12 protein-coding genes, 1 tRNA gene and 1 pseudogene are annotated in these 13424 nt (G+C 63.1%); 12 read left to right on the top strand and 2 right to left on the bottom strand.

Annotated elements, in window-relative coordinates; all coding sequences use genetic code 11:
- The first annotated feature begins 35 nt into the window (after positions 1 to 35).
- The 12 genes from petA to Q0319_RS12830 all read left to right on the top strand — a co-directional run bounded on the left by petA (position 36) and on the right by Q0319_RS12830 (position 10541).
- A complete protein-coding gene (petA, locus tag Q0319_RS12885) occupies positions 36 to 644 on the top strand; it encodes a ubiquinol-cytochrome c reductase iron-sulfur subunit (protein WP_296467521.1) in 609 nt (202 codons plus the stop codon).
- Between the two features lie 118 nt (positions 645 to 762).
- Positions 763 to 2148: a cytochrome bc complex cytochrome b subunit gene (locus Q0319_RS12880; protein WP_296467525.1), complete on the top strand. Its 1386-nt coding sequence runs from the start codon at positions 763 to 765 to the stop codon at positions 2146 to 2148.
- Between the two features lie 57 nt (positions 2149 to 2205).
- On the top strand, positions 2206 to 3036 hold the full coding sequence (locus tag Q0319_RS12875; protein WP_296467528.1) for a cytochrome c1: 831 nt from the start codon (positions 2206 to 2208) through the stop codon (positions 3034 to 3036).
- Positions 3037 to 3120: 84 nt separating this feature from the next.
- Positions 3121 to 3732 (top strand): glutathione S-transferase N-terminal domain-containing protein, encoded by a 612-nt coding sequence (locus Q0319_RS12870; RefSeq protein ID WP_296467531.1) that lies wholly within the window; start codon positions 3121 to 3123, stop codon positions 3730 to 3732.
- 88 nt (positions 3733 to 3820) lie between these two features.
- On the top strand, positions 3821 to 4345 hold the full coding sequence (locus Q0319_RS12865) for a ClpXP protease specificity-enhancing factor (RefSeq protein ID WP_296467534.1): 525 nt from the start codon (positions 3821 to 3823) through the stop codon (positions 4343 to 4345).
- A 244-nt stretch (positions 4346 to 4589) separates the two neighbouring features.
- On the top strand, positions 4590 to 5507 hold the full coding sequence (locus Q0319_RS12860; protein WP_296467537.1) for a TauD/TfdA family dioxygenase: 918 nt from the start codon (positions 4590 to 4592) through the stop codon (positions 5505 to 5507).
- 10 nt (positions 5508 to 5517) lie between these two features.
- Positions 5518 to 6546, top strand: a complete 1029-nt coding sequence (locus Q0319_RS12855) for an ABC transporter substrate-binding protein (RefSeq protein ID WP_296467540.1) — start codon at positions 5518 to 5520, stop codon at positions 6544 to 6546.
- On the top strand, positions 6539 to 7363 hold the full coding sequence (locus Q0319_RS12850) for an ABC transporter permease subunit (RefSeq protein ID WP_299453116.1): 825 nt from the start codon (positions 6539 to 6541) through the stop codon (positions 7361 to 7363). Before Q0319_RS12855 ends, Q0319_RS12850 begins: the two co-directional genes overlap by 8 nt.
- Entirely contained in the window at positions 7356 to 8150 is a 795-nt protein-coding gene (locus Q0319_RS12845; protein WP_296467547.1) for an ATP-binding cassette domain-containing protein, read from the top strand. Before Q0319_RS12850 ends, Q0319_RS12845 begins: the two co-directional genes overlap by 8 nt.
- Positions 8150 to 9580 (top strand): MFS transporter, encoded by a 1431-nt coding sequence (locus Q0319_RS12840; protein ID WP_299453113.1) that lies wholly within the window; start codon positions 8150 to 8152, stop codon positions 9578 to 9580. The genes Q0319_RS12845 and Q0319_RS12840 overlap by 1 nt, the downstream gene beginning before the upstream one ends.
- A gap of 11 nt (positions 9581 to 9591) precedes the next feature.
- Positions 9592 to 10419: a rhodanese-like domain-containing protein gene (locus tag Q0319_RS12835; RefSeq protein ID WP_299453111.1), complete on the top strand. Its 828-nt coding sequence runs from the start codon at positions 9592 to 9594 to the stop codon at positions 10417 to 10419.
- A 46-nt stretch (positions 10420 to 10465) separates the two neighbouring features.
- Positions 10466 to 10541: transfer RNA gene (locus Q0319_RS12830), tRNA-Thr, on the top strand.
- A 389-nt stretch (positions 10542 to 10930) separates the two neighbouring features.
- Here the strand turns inward: Q0319_RS12830 and Q0319_RS12825 are convergent.
- Both Q0319_RS12825 and Q0319_RS12820 read right to left on the bottom strand, forming a co-directional pair.
- The gene (locus tag Q0319_RS12825) at positions 10931 to 12031 is read right to left on the bottom strand and encodes an Abi family protein (protein WP_299453110.1); all 1101 of its coding nucleotides are present in this window, start codon (positions 12029 to 12031) and stop codon (positions 10931 to 10933) included.
- Positions 12032 to 13030: 999 nt separating this feature from the next.
- Positions 13031 to 13424, bottom strand: a pseudogene (locus tag Q0319_RS12820) (hypothetical protein); the annotation flags it as partial.

Raw genomic sequence — 13424 nt, 5'->3', positions numbered from 1 at the left:
TTAAAACAAAAGAAGTAATCTTGAGGGTTTCCTAAATGAGTGAGGACAAAGTGGTAGACGCCGACCGCCGATTTTGGGTCGGAACCACCTGTGCCGTAGGGGGAGTCGCGGCTGTCGGCGTGGCCGTCCCTTTCGTCAGCACTTTCGCGCCTTCCGAGCGTGCGAAAGCGGCGGGCGCCCCGGTGGAGGTCGAAGTCGGAGATATGCAGCCCGGGGAGATGCGCACCGTCGAGTGGCGCGGCAAGCCGGTCTGGATCATCCGTCGCACGCCCGAGCAGCTCGCTTCGCTGAAGGAAGTCGAAGGCGAGCTCGCCGATCCCAAGTCTGAGCGCAATCCGGACGAAATCACCCCGGAATACGCGCGCAACGAATACCGTTCGATCAAGCCCGAGTACTTCGTCGCGGTGGGTATCTGCCCGCACCTCGGCTGCTCGCCTACCGCCCGTTTCGCTACCGGGCCACAACCCAATTTGCCGGCCGATTGGCACGGCGGTTTCCTCTGCCCTTGCCACGGTTCCACCTTCGACATGGCCGGCCGGGTGTTCAAGAACAAACCGTCGCCGGACAACCTGACGATCCCTCCGTACGAGTTCATCTCCGACACCAAGATCCTGGTCGGTGTCGACGAGAAGAACAAGGCCTGAGTTTCAGTCATCGCGGCGGCGCAGGCACGAGCCGCGCCCAGTTACAACAAGCCATCGAAAAATGTAGGCGTTGCGAGGCATGCAGCGCTGAACCCGCCGAGCAAAAGGAGCAGCAGCCATGGCTGGCGAGAAGAATGTCGAGACTACCGGCCTCCTGGGCTGGATCGACGCCCGCTTTCCGCTCACTTCGACTTGGAAAGCGCATCTGTCCGAGTATTACGCGCCGAAGAACTTCAATTTCTGGTACTTCTTCGGATCGCTGGCGCTATTGGTGCTGGTCATCCAGATCGTGACCGGGATTTTCCTGGTCATGCACTACAAGCCCGACGCCGAACGCGCCTTCCAGTCGGTCGAATACATCATGCGCGAAGTGCCCTGGGGGTGGCTGATCCGCTACATGCACTCCACCGGCGCCTCGATGTTCTTCGTCGTGGTCTACCTCCACATGCTGCGGGGGCTGTTCTACGGGTCGTACCGCAAGCCCCGCGAGCTGGTCTGGATCTTCGGCGTCGCCATATTCCTGTGCCTGATGGCCGAGGCCTTCATGGGCTACCTGTTGCCCTGGGGCCAAATGTCCTACTGGGGCGCCCAGGTCATCGTGAACCTGTTCTCGGCCATCCCCTTCATCGGCCCTGACCTCGCCATCCTGATCCGCGGCGACTACGTCGTGTCCGACGCGACGCTGAACCGTTTCTTCTCGTTCCACGTCATCGCTGTGCCGCTGGTGCTGCTTGGCCTAGTCGTTGCCCACATCATCGCGCTGCACGAAGTCGGCTCGAACAACCCCGACGGCATCGAGATCAAGGAGAAGAAAGACGCCAACGGCGTGCCGCTCGACGGTATCCCGTTCCATCCCTACTACTCGGTGCATGACCTCTTCGGCGTGGCCATTTTCCTCATGGTCTTCAGCGCCATCGTGTTCTTTGCGCCCGAGATGGGCGGCTACTTCCTGGAGTACAACAACTTCATCCCGGCCGATCCGCTCAAGACGCCGCCGCACATCGCCCCGGTCTGGTACTTCACGCCGTTCTATTCGATGCTGCGCGCCTGCACGGACGATTTCACCTGGGTCCTGGCGTTCTTCGCGGTGGTGGCGGCCCTCTGGGCGCTCTTCAAGAGCGGCCTGGGCGCAACCGGCCGGATCGTCACGGCGGTCGTGCTGGTGGCCGTGGCCGTGCTGCTGCGCGTCTGGGACGCCAAGTTCTGGGGCGTGGTCACCATGGGCGGCGCGGTGGTCATCCTGTTCTTCCTGCCCTGGCTGGACCGCTCGCCGGTCAAGTCCATCCGCTATCGGCCGGGCTGGCACAAGTGGATCTACGGCGTATTCATCGTTAACTTCCTGGTGCTGGGCTACCTGGGCACGCAACCGCCCAATGAGGTTTTCAACGTCATCTCGCAGATCGGCACGCTCCTGTACCTCGGCTTCTTCCTGCTGATGCCGCTCTGGAGCCGCCTCGGTACGTTCAAGCCGGTGCCCGAGCGCGTGACCTTTTCTGCCCACTGAGGATGCCCAACGGCGCCGGCGGCGTCCCGCCGGCCCGACAGACTAACGGATATCAAGATGAAGAAGCTGCTCGGTGTACTGATGTTGATGCTGGCCTGCACGGGGGTGCAGGCCGCCGAAGGCGGGTACCACCTGGAGAAGGCGCCCGACCGTCTGAACGATCTCGCCGCCCTGCAGAATGGGGCCAAGCTGTTCGTCAACTACTGCCTCAACTGTCATTCGGCCTCGTCCATGCGGTACAATCGCCTCCGGGACATCGGCCTGACCGACGAACAGATCAAGGACAACCTGCTGTTTACGGGCGGTAAAGTCGGCGACATGATGACCGTTGCCATGGACGCCAAAGAGGCGAAGGAATGGTTCGGCGCCGCACCCCCCGACCTATCGGTCATAGCCAGGGCGAAATCCGTCAATGCGGGTCCGTCCGGCGCCGATTACCTCTACACCTATTTGCGTACGTTCTACCGCGACGAAACCCGGCCCACCGGCTGGAACAACCTGGTGTTTCCGAACGTCGGCATGCCCCACGTCCTATGGGAGCTGCAGGGTCCGCGCGAACTCACCATGGTCGCCATGCACAAAGGCGGGCAGGGTTGGGAACGCGTGACGACTACCTACGACGTGAATGGCGTGGCGACCGTCAAGCACGAGCCAGTGGCCGGGTACCACGGCCACGAAACGGTGGAAACGCGCTTCACGCCCAAGGATCCGGCCCGGGCCGCCGCGTACGACAACGACGTGGCCGACTTGGTCGCATTCATGTCGTGGATGGCGGAACCTGTCAAGCAGCAGCGCGTGCGTCTAGGGGTGTGGGTGCTGATTTTCCTGGCATTCTTCACGGTCATCGCTTGGCGTCTGAACGCCGTGTACTGGAAGGACGTCAAGTAGTTTTTTTGAACTACCTTTCCGGGGCCAGCATCCGTTCGGATGGCTGGCCCTTTAACGTTTTTATCTCTCTCTGGAGACCCCGCCATGATGGTGCTTTACTCCGGAACCACGTGTCCGTTCTCCCAACGCTGCCGGTTCGTGCTATTCGAAAAAGGGATGGATTTCGAAATCCGCGACGTGGACCTCTACAACAAGCCCGAGGACATCGCGGTCATGAACCCCTATGGCCAGGTGCCCATCCTGGTCGAACGCGACCTGGTCCTGTACGAGTCGAACATCATCAACGAGTACATCGACGAACGTTTTCCGCATCCCCAGCTGATGCCGGCCGATCCGGTGATGCGCGCCCGGGCCCGCTTGTTCCTGTTCAACTTTGAGAAGGAACTGTTCACCCACGTCTCGACGCTGGAGGCCCGCGAAAGCCGTGCCGACGAGAAAAGCCTCGAGCAGGCCCGCCAGCAGATCCGGGACCGGCTGTCGCAGCTGGCGCCGGTATTCCTGAAGAACAAGTACATGCTGGGCGAAGAGTTCTCGATGCTCGACGTGGCCATCGCGCCGCTGCTGTGGCGCCTCGACCACTACGGCATCGAGCTGCCGAAGAACGCCGCTCCGCTGCAAAAGTACGCCGAGCGGATCTTTTCGCGCCCGGCTTATATCGAAGCGCTGACGCCGTCCGAAAAGGTCATGCGTCGCTGATGCCAGGCGGCGCGCCAAGGGCCGCCGCGGACCGGCCGGCCGCCGGCGCCGCGAGGGCGGCGAGGCGCACCGCACCAGGGGTGTAACCATGAGCGAAATATCCACCAAGCCTTACTTGATCCGTGCGCTGCACGAGTGGTGCACCGACAACGGCTATACGCCCCACATCGCGGTCACGGTCGATGAGCGGGTCATCGTGCCCCGGGAGCACGTCAAGAACGGCGAAATCGTGCTGAACATCGGGCGCCTGGCTACGCACAAGCTACAGCTGGGCAACGAATACATCGAGTTCCAGGCGCGCTTCGGCGGGGTGGCAAGGCAGATATCCGTGCCCGTGGACGCGGTCACGGCCATTTACGCGCGGGAAACCGGCCACGGCATGGCTTTCGAGGCCGGCCCACGCGTCCCGGCAGGCAGCCAGGGGCAGCCGCCTGACAGTCCGGTCGTCGACGATGCCTCGGAGCCGTCGGCGCCCGAAAGCGGGGCGGGGCGTCCGCAGCTGTCCGCGGTGCCGGGGGGCGAAGGTGCGGGCACCGAAGGCAAGCCCGAGGACACCGATCCTACGCCGTCCGGCCCGGATCGTGGCCGTCCTAAGCTGACGGTCATCAAATAAGGCCGGCCGCTGGCGTATTTCCAGGCGGGGAGGAGCGATGCTCCTCCCCGTTTTCATTTGCGGGGGCCGGGCGCCAGCCCGTGTTCACCCCAGGGTTCCTTTTCCATTGCGCCGCTGCCGCGGTGGCAAGCGCATCCATTACCCCAAGTGATTTGCATAGACGCATAAGGAAACTCGGAAATATTCGTTAGCCGAAGCGGGGCGCGTCGCTATCCTGCTCTTCTCTTTCGTGAGAAGACTGACAATGAACGCCTTGCTCAAGCCCCTGCACCGGCCCGCGGATACCGAGCTGCACCAGCCGCGCATCCTCGAGCCCGAACTCTACCGCTACGGCGACGTGCGCTACGGCGACATCCGCATCAAACCGTATTCGCCCGTCGTCGGGGGAGTGGTCGAGGGGTTTCGCTTCCAGCCCGACGCGCCCACCCCGGATGACGTCCGGACTTTTCTTTACCGCAGCCTGCTCGAATACGGGTTTCTGTCTTTCACCCCGGGTTCCATCGAGCCCGAGGACTTCGAGCGCTTCGCCTCGCTCTTCGGCACCCCGCGTTTCGCCGGCAATCCCCAGGCGCCGCGCGCCGTAGGCGAAACCAATGCCATCGACTCCGCCCGCAAGAAAACGCGGACCAATTACATCTGGCACATCGACCAGGCGTATCGCGAGCGTCCGCAGAAGTTCACCGCGCTCTATGCGCTGAAGGCGCCCCAACATGGCGGGGGCACGCTGTTTTCCAATGCGGTCGCGGCCTATCGATTGCTCGACCCCAAGTTCGCGGCCTACCTCGAGACCTTGACCATCATCCACAACGCGGACCAGATGGGGCTCGTGTCGATGTCGTACGCCGATCCCGAGCGGTTGGCGCAGGCGCGCTACGAGACGCCACCGCTGGAGGTGCCGCTGGTGCGCGTGCACCCCGAGACGGGCGCCAAGCAGCTCTTTGCTTGCGAACTCTATGCGCAGCGTGTGCTGGGCGTGCCACGCGTGGTCAGCGACCACCTGCTGGGCATTGTTTTCGAGTTCATCAAGTCGCCCGAAGTCTGCACCGAGTACCGCTGGGAGACGGGCGCCGCGCTGATCTGGGACAACCGCATCGTCCAGCATCGAGGCATCTTCAACTATGCCGGCCAGGACCGGCTGCTGCACCGCGCCGTCCTGGATTGAAGGGACAGAGATGAAAAACGTTTTGCTGAAACGCGCCGCGGCTGTATTCGCCGCGGGTTGGCTCGCCGTTGCATCGGCGCCTGCGGCACACGCTGCCGAGCCGTTGCCCAAGCTCTCGGTTACGGTATTCGCACCGCCTTCGCAGAGCATCTGGATTCCCGCGCTGATCCAGCGCGCGGGGCTGGATCGCAAGCACGGCTTCGAACTTGTGGTGACGCCCAAGCCCTCCAACGTTGCCTATACGGACTTCGCCACGGGCAGGGACCCGGTCTGCTTCTGCGCCGCGATCGCCGCGGTCAGCCGCTTCAAGCAGCAGGGCGGGAATTTCACCTTGTTGTGGAACATCTTCAATTTCGAGTCTGACATCGTCCTGCGCGACCCAGCCATCAACGATCCCAAGCAGCTCGAGGGCAAGGTGCTGCAGACAGACACCATTACCGGTAGCTGGGCGTTGTCGAAGTGGTTCCTGCAGGCCCGCGGTGTCGACCTCGGCAAAGTGAAGATCAAGTCATCGAGCGCGCGGGGTGCCGCCGGCCTGGCCGAACTTCAGCTTGGCCGCATTGACGCGCTGCTGGTGAACCCTACCGAGGGTGCGGCAGCGGTGGCGCAAGGCAAGGGCGCGCTGCATGCGCTGCCGGTATTCGACAAGGCGGTGTGGCAGAAAGCGGCAGGCACCGACTTCGTGCCGTCCATTACCTTCGGCGTGGCCAACGACTGGATTGCCCAGAAGGCCAACCAGGATCTGGCGCGCCGCTTTTACGCTGCCAACCGCGATGCGGCCGCCTTCATCCGCGACAACCCCGCGGAAGCTGCCCGCCTGGTGGCCAAGGACGCGCAGGTGGACGTCGCGGCCCTGCAAACCGTGCTCGAACGCTATCGCGACCTGATGCGCATCGAGCCGCTGCGCAAGCACATCAAGACGGTGGCCTTGCTTACGCAGAAGCTCTTGCCCGAAGGCGGCCAGCTGCCACGTCCGCTGACCGATGCCGAGCTCGATTCCCTGGTCTCGAACTTCGACGTGGAAGCCGCACATGAGTAGTCTTGCGCACTCGAACGCGCCTGCGCCGCAGCGCGCGCGCCAGGGCGCGCCCTGGGCTTCCGTGCCCTGGGAGGGCGCGCTGGCCATTGCACTCATGCTGGCCGCCTGGGAGTGGGCGTCGCGTCATTCGACGCTGATGTTTTTCCCTTCGCTGGCCCAAATCTGGGAGACGGCCGGAGAGCAGCTCTCGTCGCCCGAGGGCTGGTCCTCGATCGTCACCACCTACGGCCGCATATGGGCCTACCTGCTGGTGTCGTTCTTGGCGTCTTCACTGCTGGGTGCGGCGGTGGCGGGCAACGTGCACGTCGAGCGCTTCCTGGTGCCGCTGGTCGAACTCAAGCAGGGCATTCCGTCGCTGTGCTGGGTGTTGTTCGCGATCCTGTGGTTCCAGGATACCGAGACCCGGATCGCCTTCGTGGTGGTCACCTCGGCCTTGCCCGCATTCTTCTATCAAGCCCGCGACGCCTTGCGCGGCATTCCTCGCGACTGGGTAGACCTCGTGCAATCCATGCGGCCCACGGTCTGGCAGAAGGTGCGCATCCTGTGGTGGCCAGCCGTCCTGCCATCGTTGCTTACCGTATGGCGCATCAATATCGGCAACGCCACGCGCGTCACCATCATGGCCGAATTGCTGGGCGGCATGACGGGCATCGGCCACCAGCTGCGCGTTTCGCAAGAGATGTTCCGCATGGACCAAACCATTGTCTGGACGGCGGTGCTGGTGTTGTTCGTGATCCTCAGCAACCAGGTCTTGAGCGGCTTCGAACGGCATTTCCTGTCGTACCGGGGCCAGGACGGAGTACGCGGCGATGTCTAAGGCCATTGAATTCGTGCACGTGGAAAAGCGCTTCGCGAAGCGGCACCAGGAAGCGGCGATCGCAGACTTGAGTTTCTCCGTCGAGGCGGGCGAACACGTCTGCATCGTGGGCCGGACGGGCTGCGGCAAATCGACCACTGCCAACCTGGTACTGGGCCTGGCGCAGGCAACGGCCGGCCTGGTGCGCGTATTGGGCGTCGATCCCCACCGGGACTTCAACGAGCTACGCGGGCGCATAGGCTGCGTATTCCAGACTGACCGCCTGCTGCCGTGGCGCACCGCCCTCGAAAACGTGCTCATGCCGTTGGAAATCCTGCGCCGCCGGTCGCCCCAGACCGAGGCCAGCGCCGTCGAGATGCTGCGCAAGGTCGGGCTCGCGGGCTATGAGCACGCGCATCCCCAGCAGTTGTCCGGGGGCATGCGCCAGCGCGTGGCATTGGCGCGTGCCTTGATCACGCGGCCCGAGGTCATGATCGTGGACGAAGCCTTCGGCGCGCTCGACGAAGTCACGGCGGCCGCCCTGCGCAGCGATTTCCAGAGCATCGCCAAGGCCCACGGGCAGACCGTGCTCCAGATTACGCACTCGCTCGAAGAAGCCCTGGGCATGGCCGACCGCATCCTCGTGTTCGACCGGCCCGGCCGCGTCGCCGGCGAGTTTGCCAAGCACCAATGGGAAACGCCGGCACAGCGCCAGGCCGTCAAGCAGATGCTGCGGACCTTGATCGCCGGTGGCGCGGACGATCCCATTTCCGCGCGTGGCTTGGCCGCAGTGCCTAAGGCTGCCTGATGTCGTCCACGGTTGCTTCCGGCGAGGCGCGCGCCGCCAGTCTTTCGCCGCTCACGCGCCGCACGGCGTGGATCGTTTCCTCCATCTTCTTCGTCGAGCAGCTCGATGCCACTAGCGTGGCCTCGGCGCTGCCCGCCATGGCCGTCGACCTGGGCAGCGATGCCGTCACCTTGAGCGCGACCATCACGGCATACCTGCTGGGGCTCACGCTGCTCATTCCGCTCAGCGGCCGCTTGGCCGACCGCTATGGCGACAAGAAGGTATTTTCCGGCGCGATCTGGCTCTTCCTCCTGAGCTCGCTCGCGTGCGGCCTGGCGCCCAACGCCGCCGTCTTGATCGCATTGCGCTTCGTCCAGGGCATGGCTGGGGCCTTGATGGCGCCTGTCGGGCGCCTGATCGTGCTGCGCACCGCTGCCAAGCACGAGATCGTCGAAGCCATGGCCCTCGTCATCCTCCTGGCGATGATCGCGCCTATGGTGGGCCCATTCCTGGGCGGCCTGCTGACCACCTATGTGGGGTGGCGCTGGATATTCTGGATCAATGGCCCCCTGTGCCTGGGGGCACTGTGGTTGGTGTGGCGCTTCTTGCCGGCCACCGAGGGCAAGCCGGGCGGACGCTTCGACGTGCGCGGCGCACTGTTGACGGGCGCAGGGTTTGCCAGCCTGACATGGGGCCTGGTGACCTTGGCCGAAGGGCGGGGCACGCTGCACTGGGCACTCGTCGCGCTCGCGGCCGGGGTGGCGACGCTGGCGGTATACGTACGTCATGCGCGCCGCGTGGCCGAACCGGTGCTCGCGCTGGCGCTGCTCAAGGTGCGCAGTTTCCGCGACGCCATGGCCGGCGGCTCGGTTTTCCGCATCGCGGTGGGCGGCGTGCCGTTCCTGTTGCCCGTGACCCTGCAGCAACGCGACGGCTACAGCCCGCTCGAAGCCGGCCTGGTCGTGCTCCTGCCTGCCGTGGGAGGATTCGCCATGAAATTCTTCAGCGCGCGCATCCTGCGGCGCATGGGATATCGCAACGGGTTGCTCCTGCATGGCGTGCTCGCCGCCGCTTGCCTGGCGCTGGCGGGCATCATTCCGCCGCAGGGCGCGTTGGGGTTTTATGCGATGGCACTGCTGGGGTTTGGGTGGGCAAGGTCCCTGCAAATGAACGCGTACGGCACCTTGGCCTATGCCGACGTGGCACGCCCGCAGCTCGCCGCCGCCACGAGCTTCTTTCTCGCCATCCAAAACCTCACCGTCGCCATCGGCGTCGCTGCCGCGGCGCTGCTGCTCAAGGGCGGCGCTTCGCTCGGGAGCTTGAATCCCGGGCAAGCCTATCCATGGACCTATGCCGTGCTGGCCGCGATCGCACTGGCCAGTGTGGGCATGACGCTTGCCATGCCGCGCCAGGCCGGCGCGCACTTGCTGCAAGGCGATCGCAATCGATAAGGAGTCAACCCATGTCTGTCGCAGCCGCTTCTACCGTCGCTTCTCCCTTCATCCCTGCCGCGCGACTGGTTGTCGCGCTCGCCGCGCCGGAGCGTCGCGTCACGCCCGTGTACGTTGCGGCCGAAGCGCATGCCCAACCGCCGGCGGGATTGATTCCCGGATCGGTGGAAACCTCGTTGCCCGTGCACTATGCGGCGCCCGGCAACCCCGCTGAAGGTCGGCTACCCCTGCCGTCCCGGGAAGCCGTGCTGGCCTGGGTTGCGCAGGCCGGGATAGACCGCGACGCCGGCATTGTGGTCTATGACGCGGCAAACGGCACGGCGGCTGCCCGCGCCTGGTGGGTATTGACCTGGGCGGGGCTGCCCAAGGTGCGCATCCTCGACGGTGGCCTGAAGGCCTGGCGTGCTGCGGGCGACGCCGTCGCCGAGACCGAGCCGGAGAGCGCAGCCGCATTGCCCGCCCTGCAGGGCATCGGCACCGAAGAGATCGCTGCCAACCCCCAAGCCTTCCGGCTCATCGATGCGCGTTCCGCGGCCAACTATGCGGGCGACGGCGTGCAGCCCTCGCACTTGCCCGGCGCGGTCAACAGCCCGGCCGGGCAATGGCAGGATGCCGAAGGGCGCCTGCTGCCGCGCGAGCGGCGTCTCGAGCTGGCTCGCGGCCTCGGCCTGCTCGACGCCGACGCCCCACCCGCCGTCGCCTACTGCGGCTCAGGCGTCGCCGCCGCATACCTCATCGCCGCCGTGCAAGACTTGGGCATCCAGCCCGCCTTGTACGCCGGGTCATGGAGCGCCTGGTCTGCCGACCCGGCGCGCTTGGCGGCCAGCGCCGCGGCCTGAGGGCCGAGGCCGAGCCCGCGCATTTTCCATTACAATCCGGCCTTCTGCCGGTGTAGCTCAGTTGGTAGAGCAGCTCACTTGTAATGAGAAGGTCGAGGGTTCGATTCCTTTCACCGGCACCAATTACCTGTTTTAGGTGGTCCAGATTAATTTCCCAGCCCGCATCGTTTAAGCGTTGCGGGCTTTTTGTTGTCTGTCGCTGTATGCCAAAGACTATAGACATACCGTTATGGGGAACGGCATTTTTGGGCAGGATGCCCGTTGACATCCCAGCACACATCATGGACGGATGGGGCACCCGTTTAAGGCAGCGCTCGAGCTGGCCAGCACTTCGGTACACCGGCCAATGAAAGCCGTCTCCCTGGTTAGGGCACGTTCATGGCCGGTCGATCAGGGACTGGTTGCGGCGGCCCGAACGGTCGGTCAGTCAAGGTTTTTCTAAGTGACCGGGTCGCCTTCGCCAGGCTATGAGATTGTCGCGTTCAATCGGCCTGCTGACGAGCTACAGTCCCTAGCTTGACTGAACAAGCGCGCTCCTCGCTAGCGCCCCGGCTGTTTCCGAGGCATTAGCAGATCGGCGCGGTCTGTATCTACCTTTTCGGCGCTGCCGGGTCGGCTTGTCCCTGACGGGCGCCCAGCCAGGGCGCGTATGCCAATCAGGTGGAAAGCCAAGCTCATCTTGCACGCAAATGTTTGGGTAGCGACCGAATAGCGCGGATAAGTCTTCCTTCCAGCGGACATTCGGAAAAGCGCACGCCTGGCAGAGAAAGCTGATGATCGTAGCAATCTGGTAGAACGTCCGATTTTGTGTAGGGGGAAAGCACAATCCCCACGGCGTGTAACGGGCGGGAGTGACACCCAACTGAGCATCGAGGATGCGCCCGTAATGTGCAACTGTATTTCGAAGGACGGACAGTGCGTGTATCCAGCTCGCAAATACCTTCGGATCTTCAACCTTAAAGCGTCGAGCAATTTCCAGGCGATAGTTGTAGCTGGCAATTTTTGGATAAACCTTGCACCAATCTCCGAACGTTAGGCACTCACTGACGATCCAACTCGGTGGATTCTGGGGCGCGCGGTACTTCCTGCGATAATAGCTGACGATGGGCAGTCGCTGCGACTTATCCACTGCCATGGACACCCGTTCGTGGAACGGCTCCGAAGGTGGTATCACCTTTTGCGAACCATCCGGTAGACGAACTGTTTTGGGCCGGCGGTCGAAAAGCTCATCCCGCTCGAACCAATGCGGGCCCTCGTGCTTGCTCATGACGTTCGAGATCGCGGCGCGAAGCATGACTTCGATGCGCTCGAGCGGGTCAATAGTGATCTGTCTCAACTCCCGATCAAACTCGTAGCGTTCGATTGCTTGTCGATAGTTCGTCCCAGCGGGAAACTGTTTGGTGCTTGGGTCCAGCCATTTGAACCAGTACCCCTTCATGCGGTACCCACCGACCTGCAGGAAGTAGGGCAGCGCATCGTCCTCTACCGTCATGCCTTGGCCCCGAAGCTTTTCAACGAGGTCCTTGGGCTCAAGGTGCGGCTTGTCAAATACGCCTCTCCTACCCTGTTCCGCGGAGGTTCCACCTGGATCAGACTGTGCTTCGTTGGTCATTCTTGTCGCACAAAAATTCCAGACATGAAAAAACCCGCCTTTTACACTGCCTCCGAGAAGGTCACGTTATCCGAAGACAACAAGTGTGGCGGGTTGCGTTAATCAAATTTTATTACGAGATTTCTCAGTACGGCAAATCCCGCGCAAAAAAATGCCCGTAAATTTCGCGTGTTACCTCCGCATCGATCGCGAAACACAACATCTAGGGTCCGATACGTCTTTGCACACTAGATCTAGTAATTGCCCCAAAACCACGGCCAGGGCTTACCTGACGTTATCATAGCTTGCCGAATCGCTACCGGTGGCCCGGGGAACTGTCTTGATGGAGCGCGGAACCTGCTTGTGCAGTCGAGCTTCGTACGAGTGCCCTCCCTCCACCTTCGCACCAATTTGCGCCACTGTGCACGCCTCCTGTTGAGCGGAGCTGTCTCGGCTCTCCGCCGATGAGCTCCGGGTATAGCGCAGGCAAGGGGCGCCGGATGCGCGCGGCTCGCGCTATAGAGGAGCCGAGCCTGTGCGCATCCCAGCGTCCACCTTGTTCGCCGACCTCTCACGCCGCTCCTTCGCACAAGGGTTCGGTACACCAGTCTTCGGTTCTAAAGAAGGCGGAACCGGAACTCAAAATTCCGCGGCGCGAGACGTATCGTCCCGTTTGCTAAGGCTACGAGTAACTCTAAGCTCGTCGAGCGGACTACTAGACTCGGACCATACGTCGCGTCGCCAATGCGGTCGCCCGCGATCGCAACCGAGAGCCCCGCAGGTGTTGGCTACAGGTGCGGGCAAGACGCCCACAGTGATGATTCGGCCAGCAGTTCCTGAGGGTCGTCTCGATTACTTTCAGTCCTTGCTCAGCAGGGACCGCAATTTCTTCTTGCACGCAGCTCCAGCATGGCCTCGCCGTGGGACTTCTGCAATTTCCTTAATCTGTCGCTCGTACTGCTCGCGAACATCCTGGGTTTGGAGCTCACGATAGCACTTGAGCAGACTCTTGCTTGGTCTTTACTGTATGGCCACCGCGGCAAATCCGGTTTCTGTCTTCCGCGAACGGCAACTCTCTCTTTCCTCCTTCTTCGACGCAACCAGGTAGATCTGTGGCGACCCTTTGTGTCTGAGAGGCGCGGCGTCGTTGGCACCTTTCGTTCCTGTGCTGTCGGCGTGCGACTGTTCGTTTTTTAATTTCGCATGGAAGGGGCGCTTCAACGTCCACGATTCATCCGCGGGTTTTTCCCGCGCGACGGCACCGCCGAAGTTCAGCAGCCGGCCGTCCCGCAGGTAATACATCACCGCATGCCGGGTGGGGCCGCACCAAATCGTCGAGACCCGCTCCATGAGGTCTTTCGGAAGGCGCTCTACCGGTACGACTGCCCGCCACGAGATATCGCCCGTGTACGTG

The organism is uncultured Pigmentiphaga sp. (assembly GCF_937950555.1).
Classification (GTDB): Bacteria; Pseudomonadota; Gammaproteobacteria; order Burkholderiales; family Burkholderiaceae_B; genus Pigmentiphaga.
Note: the sequence above shows the minus strand (reverse complement) of the source record. Positions and strands in the feature narration are given on the sequence as shown.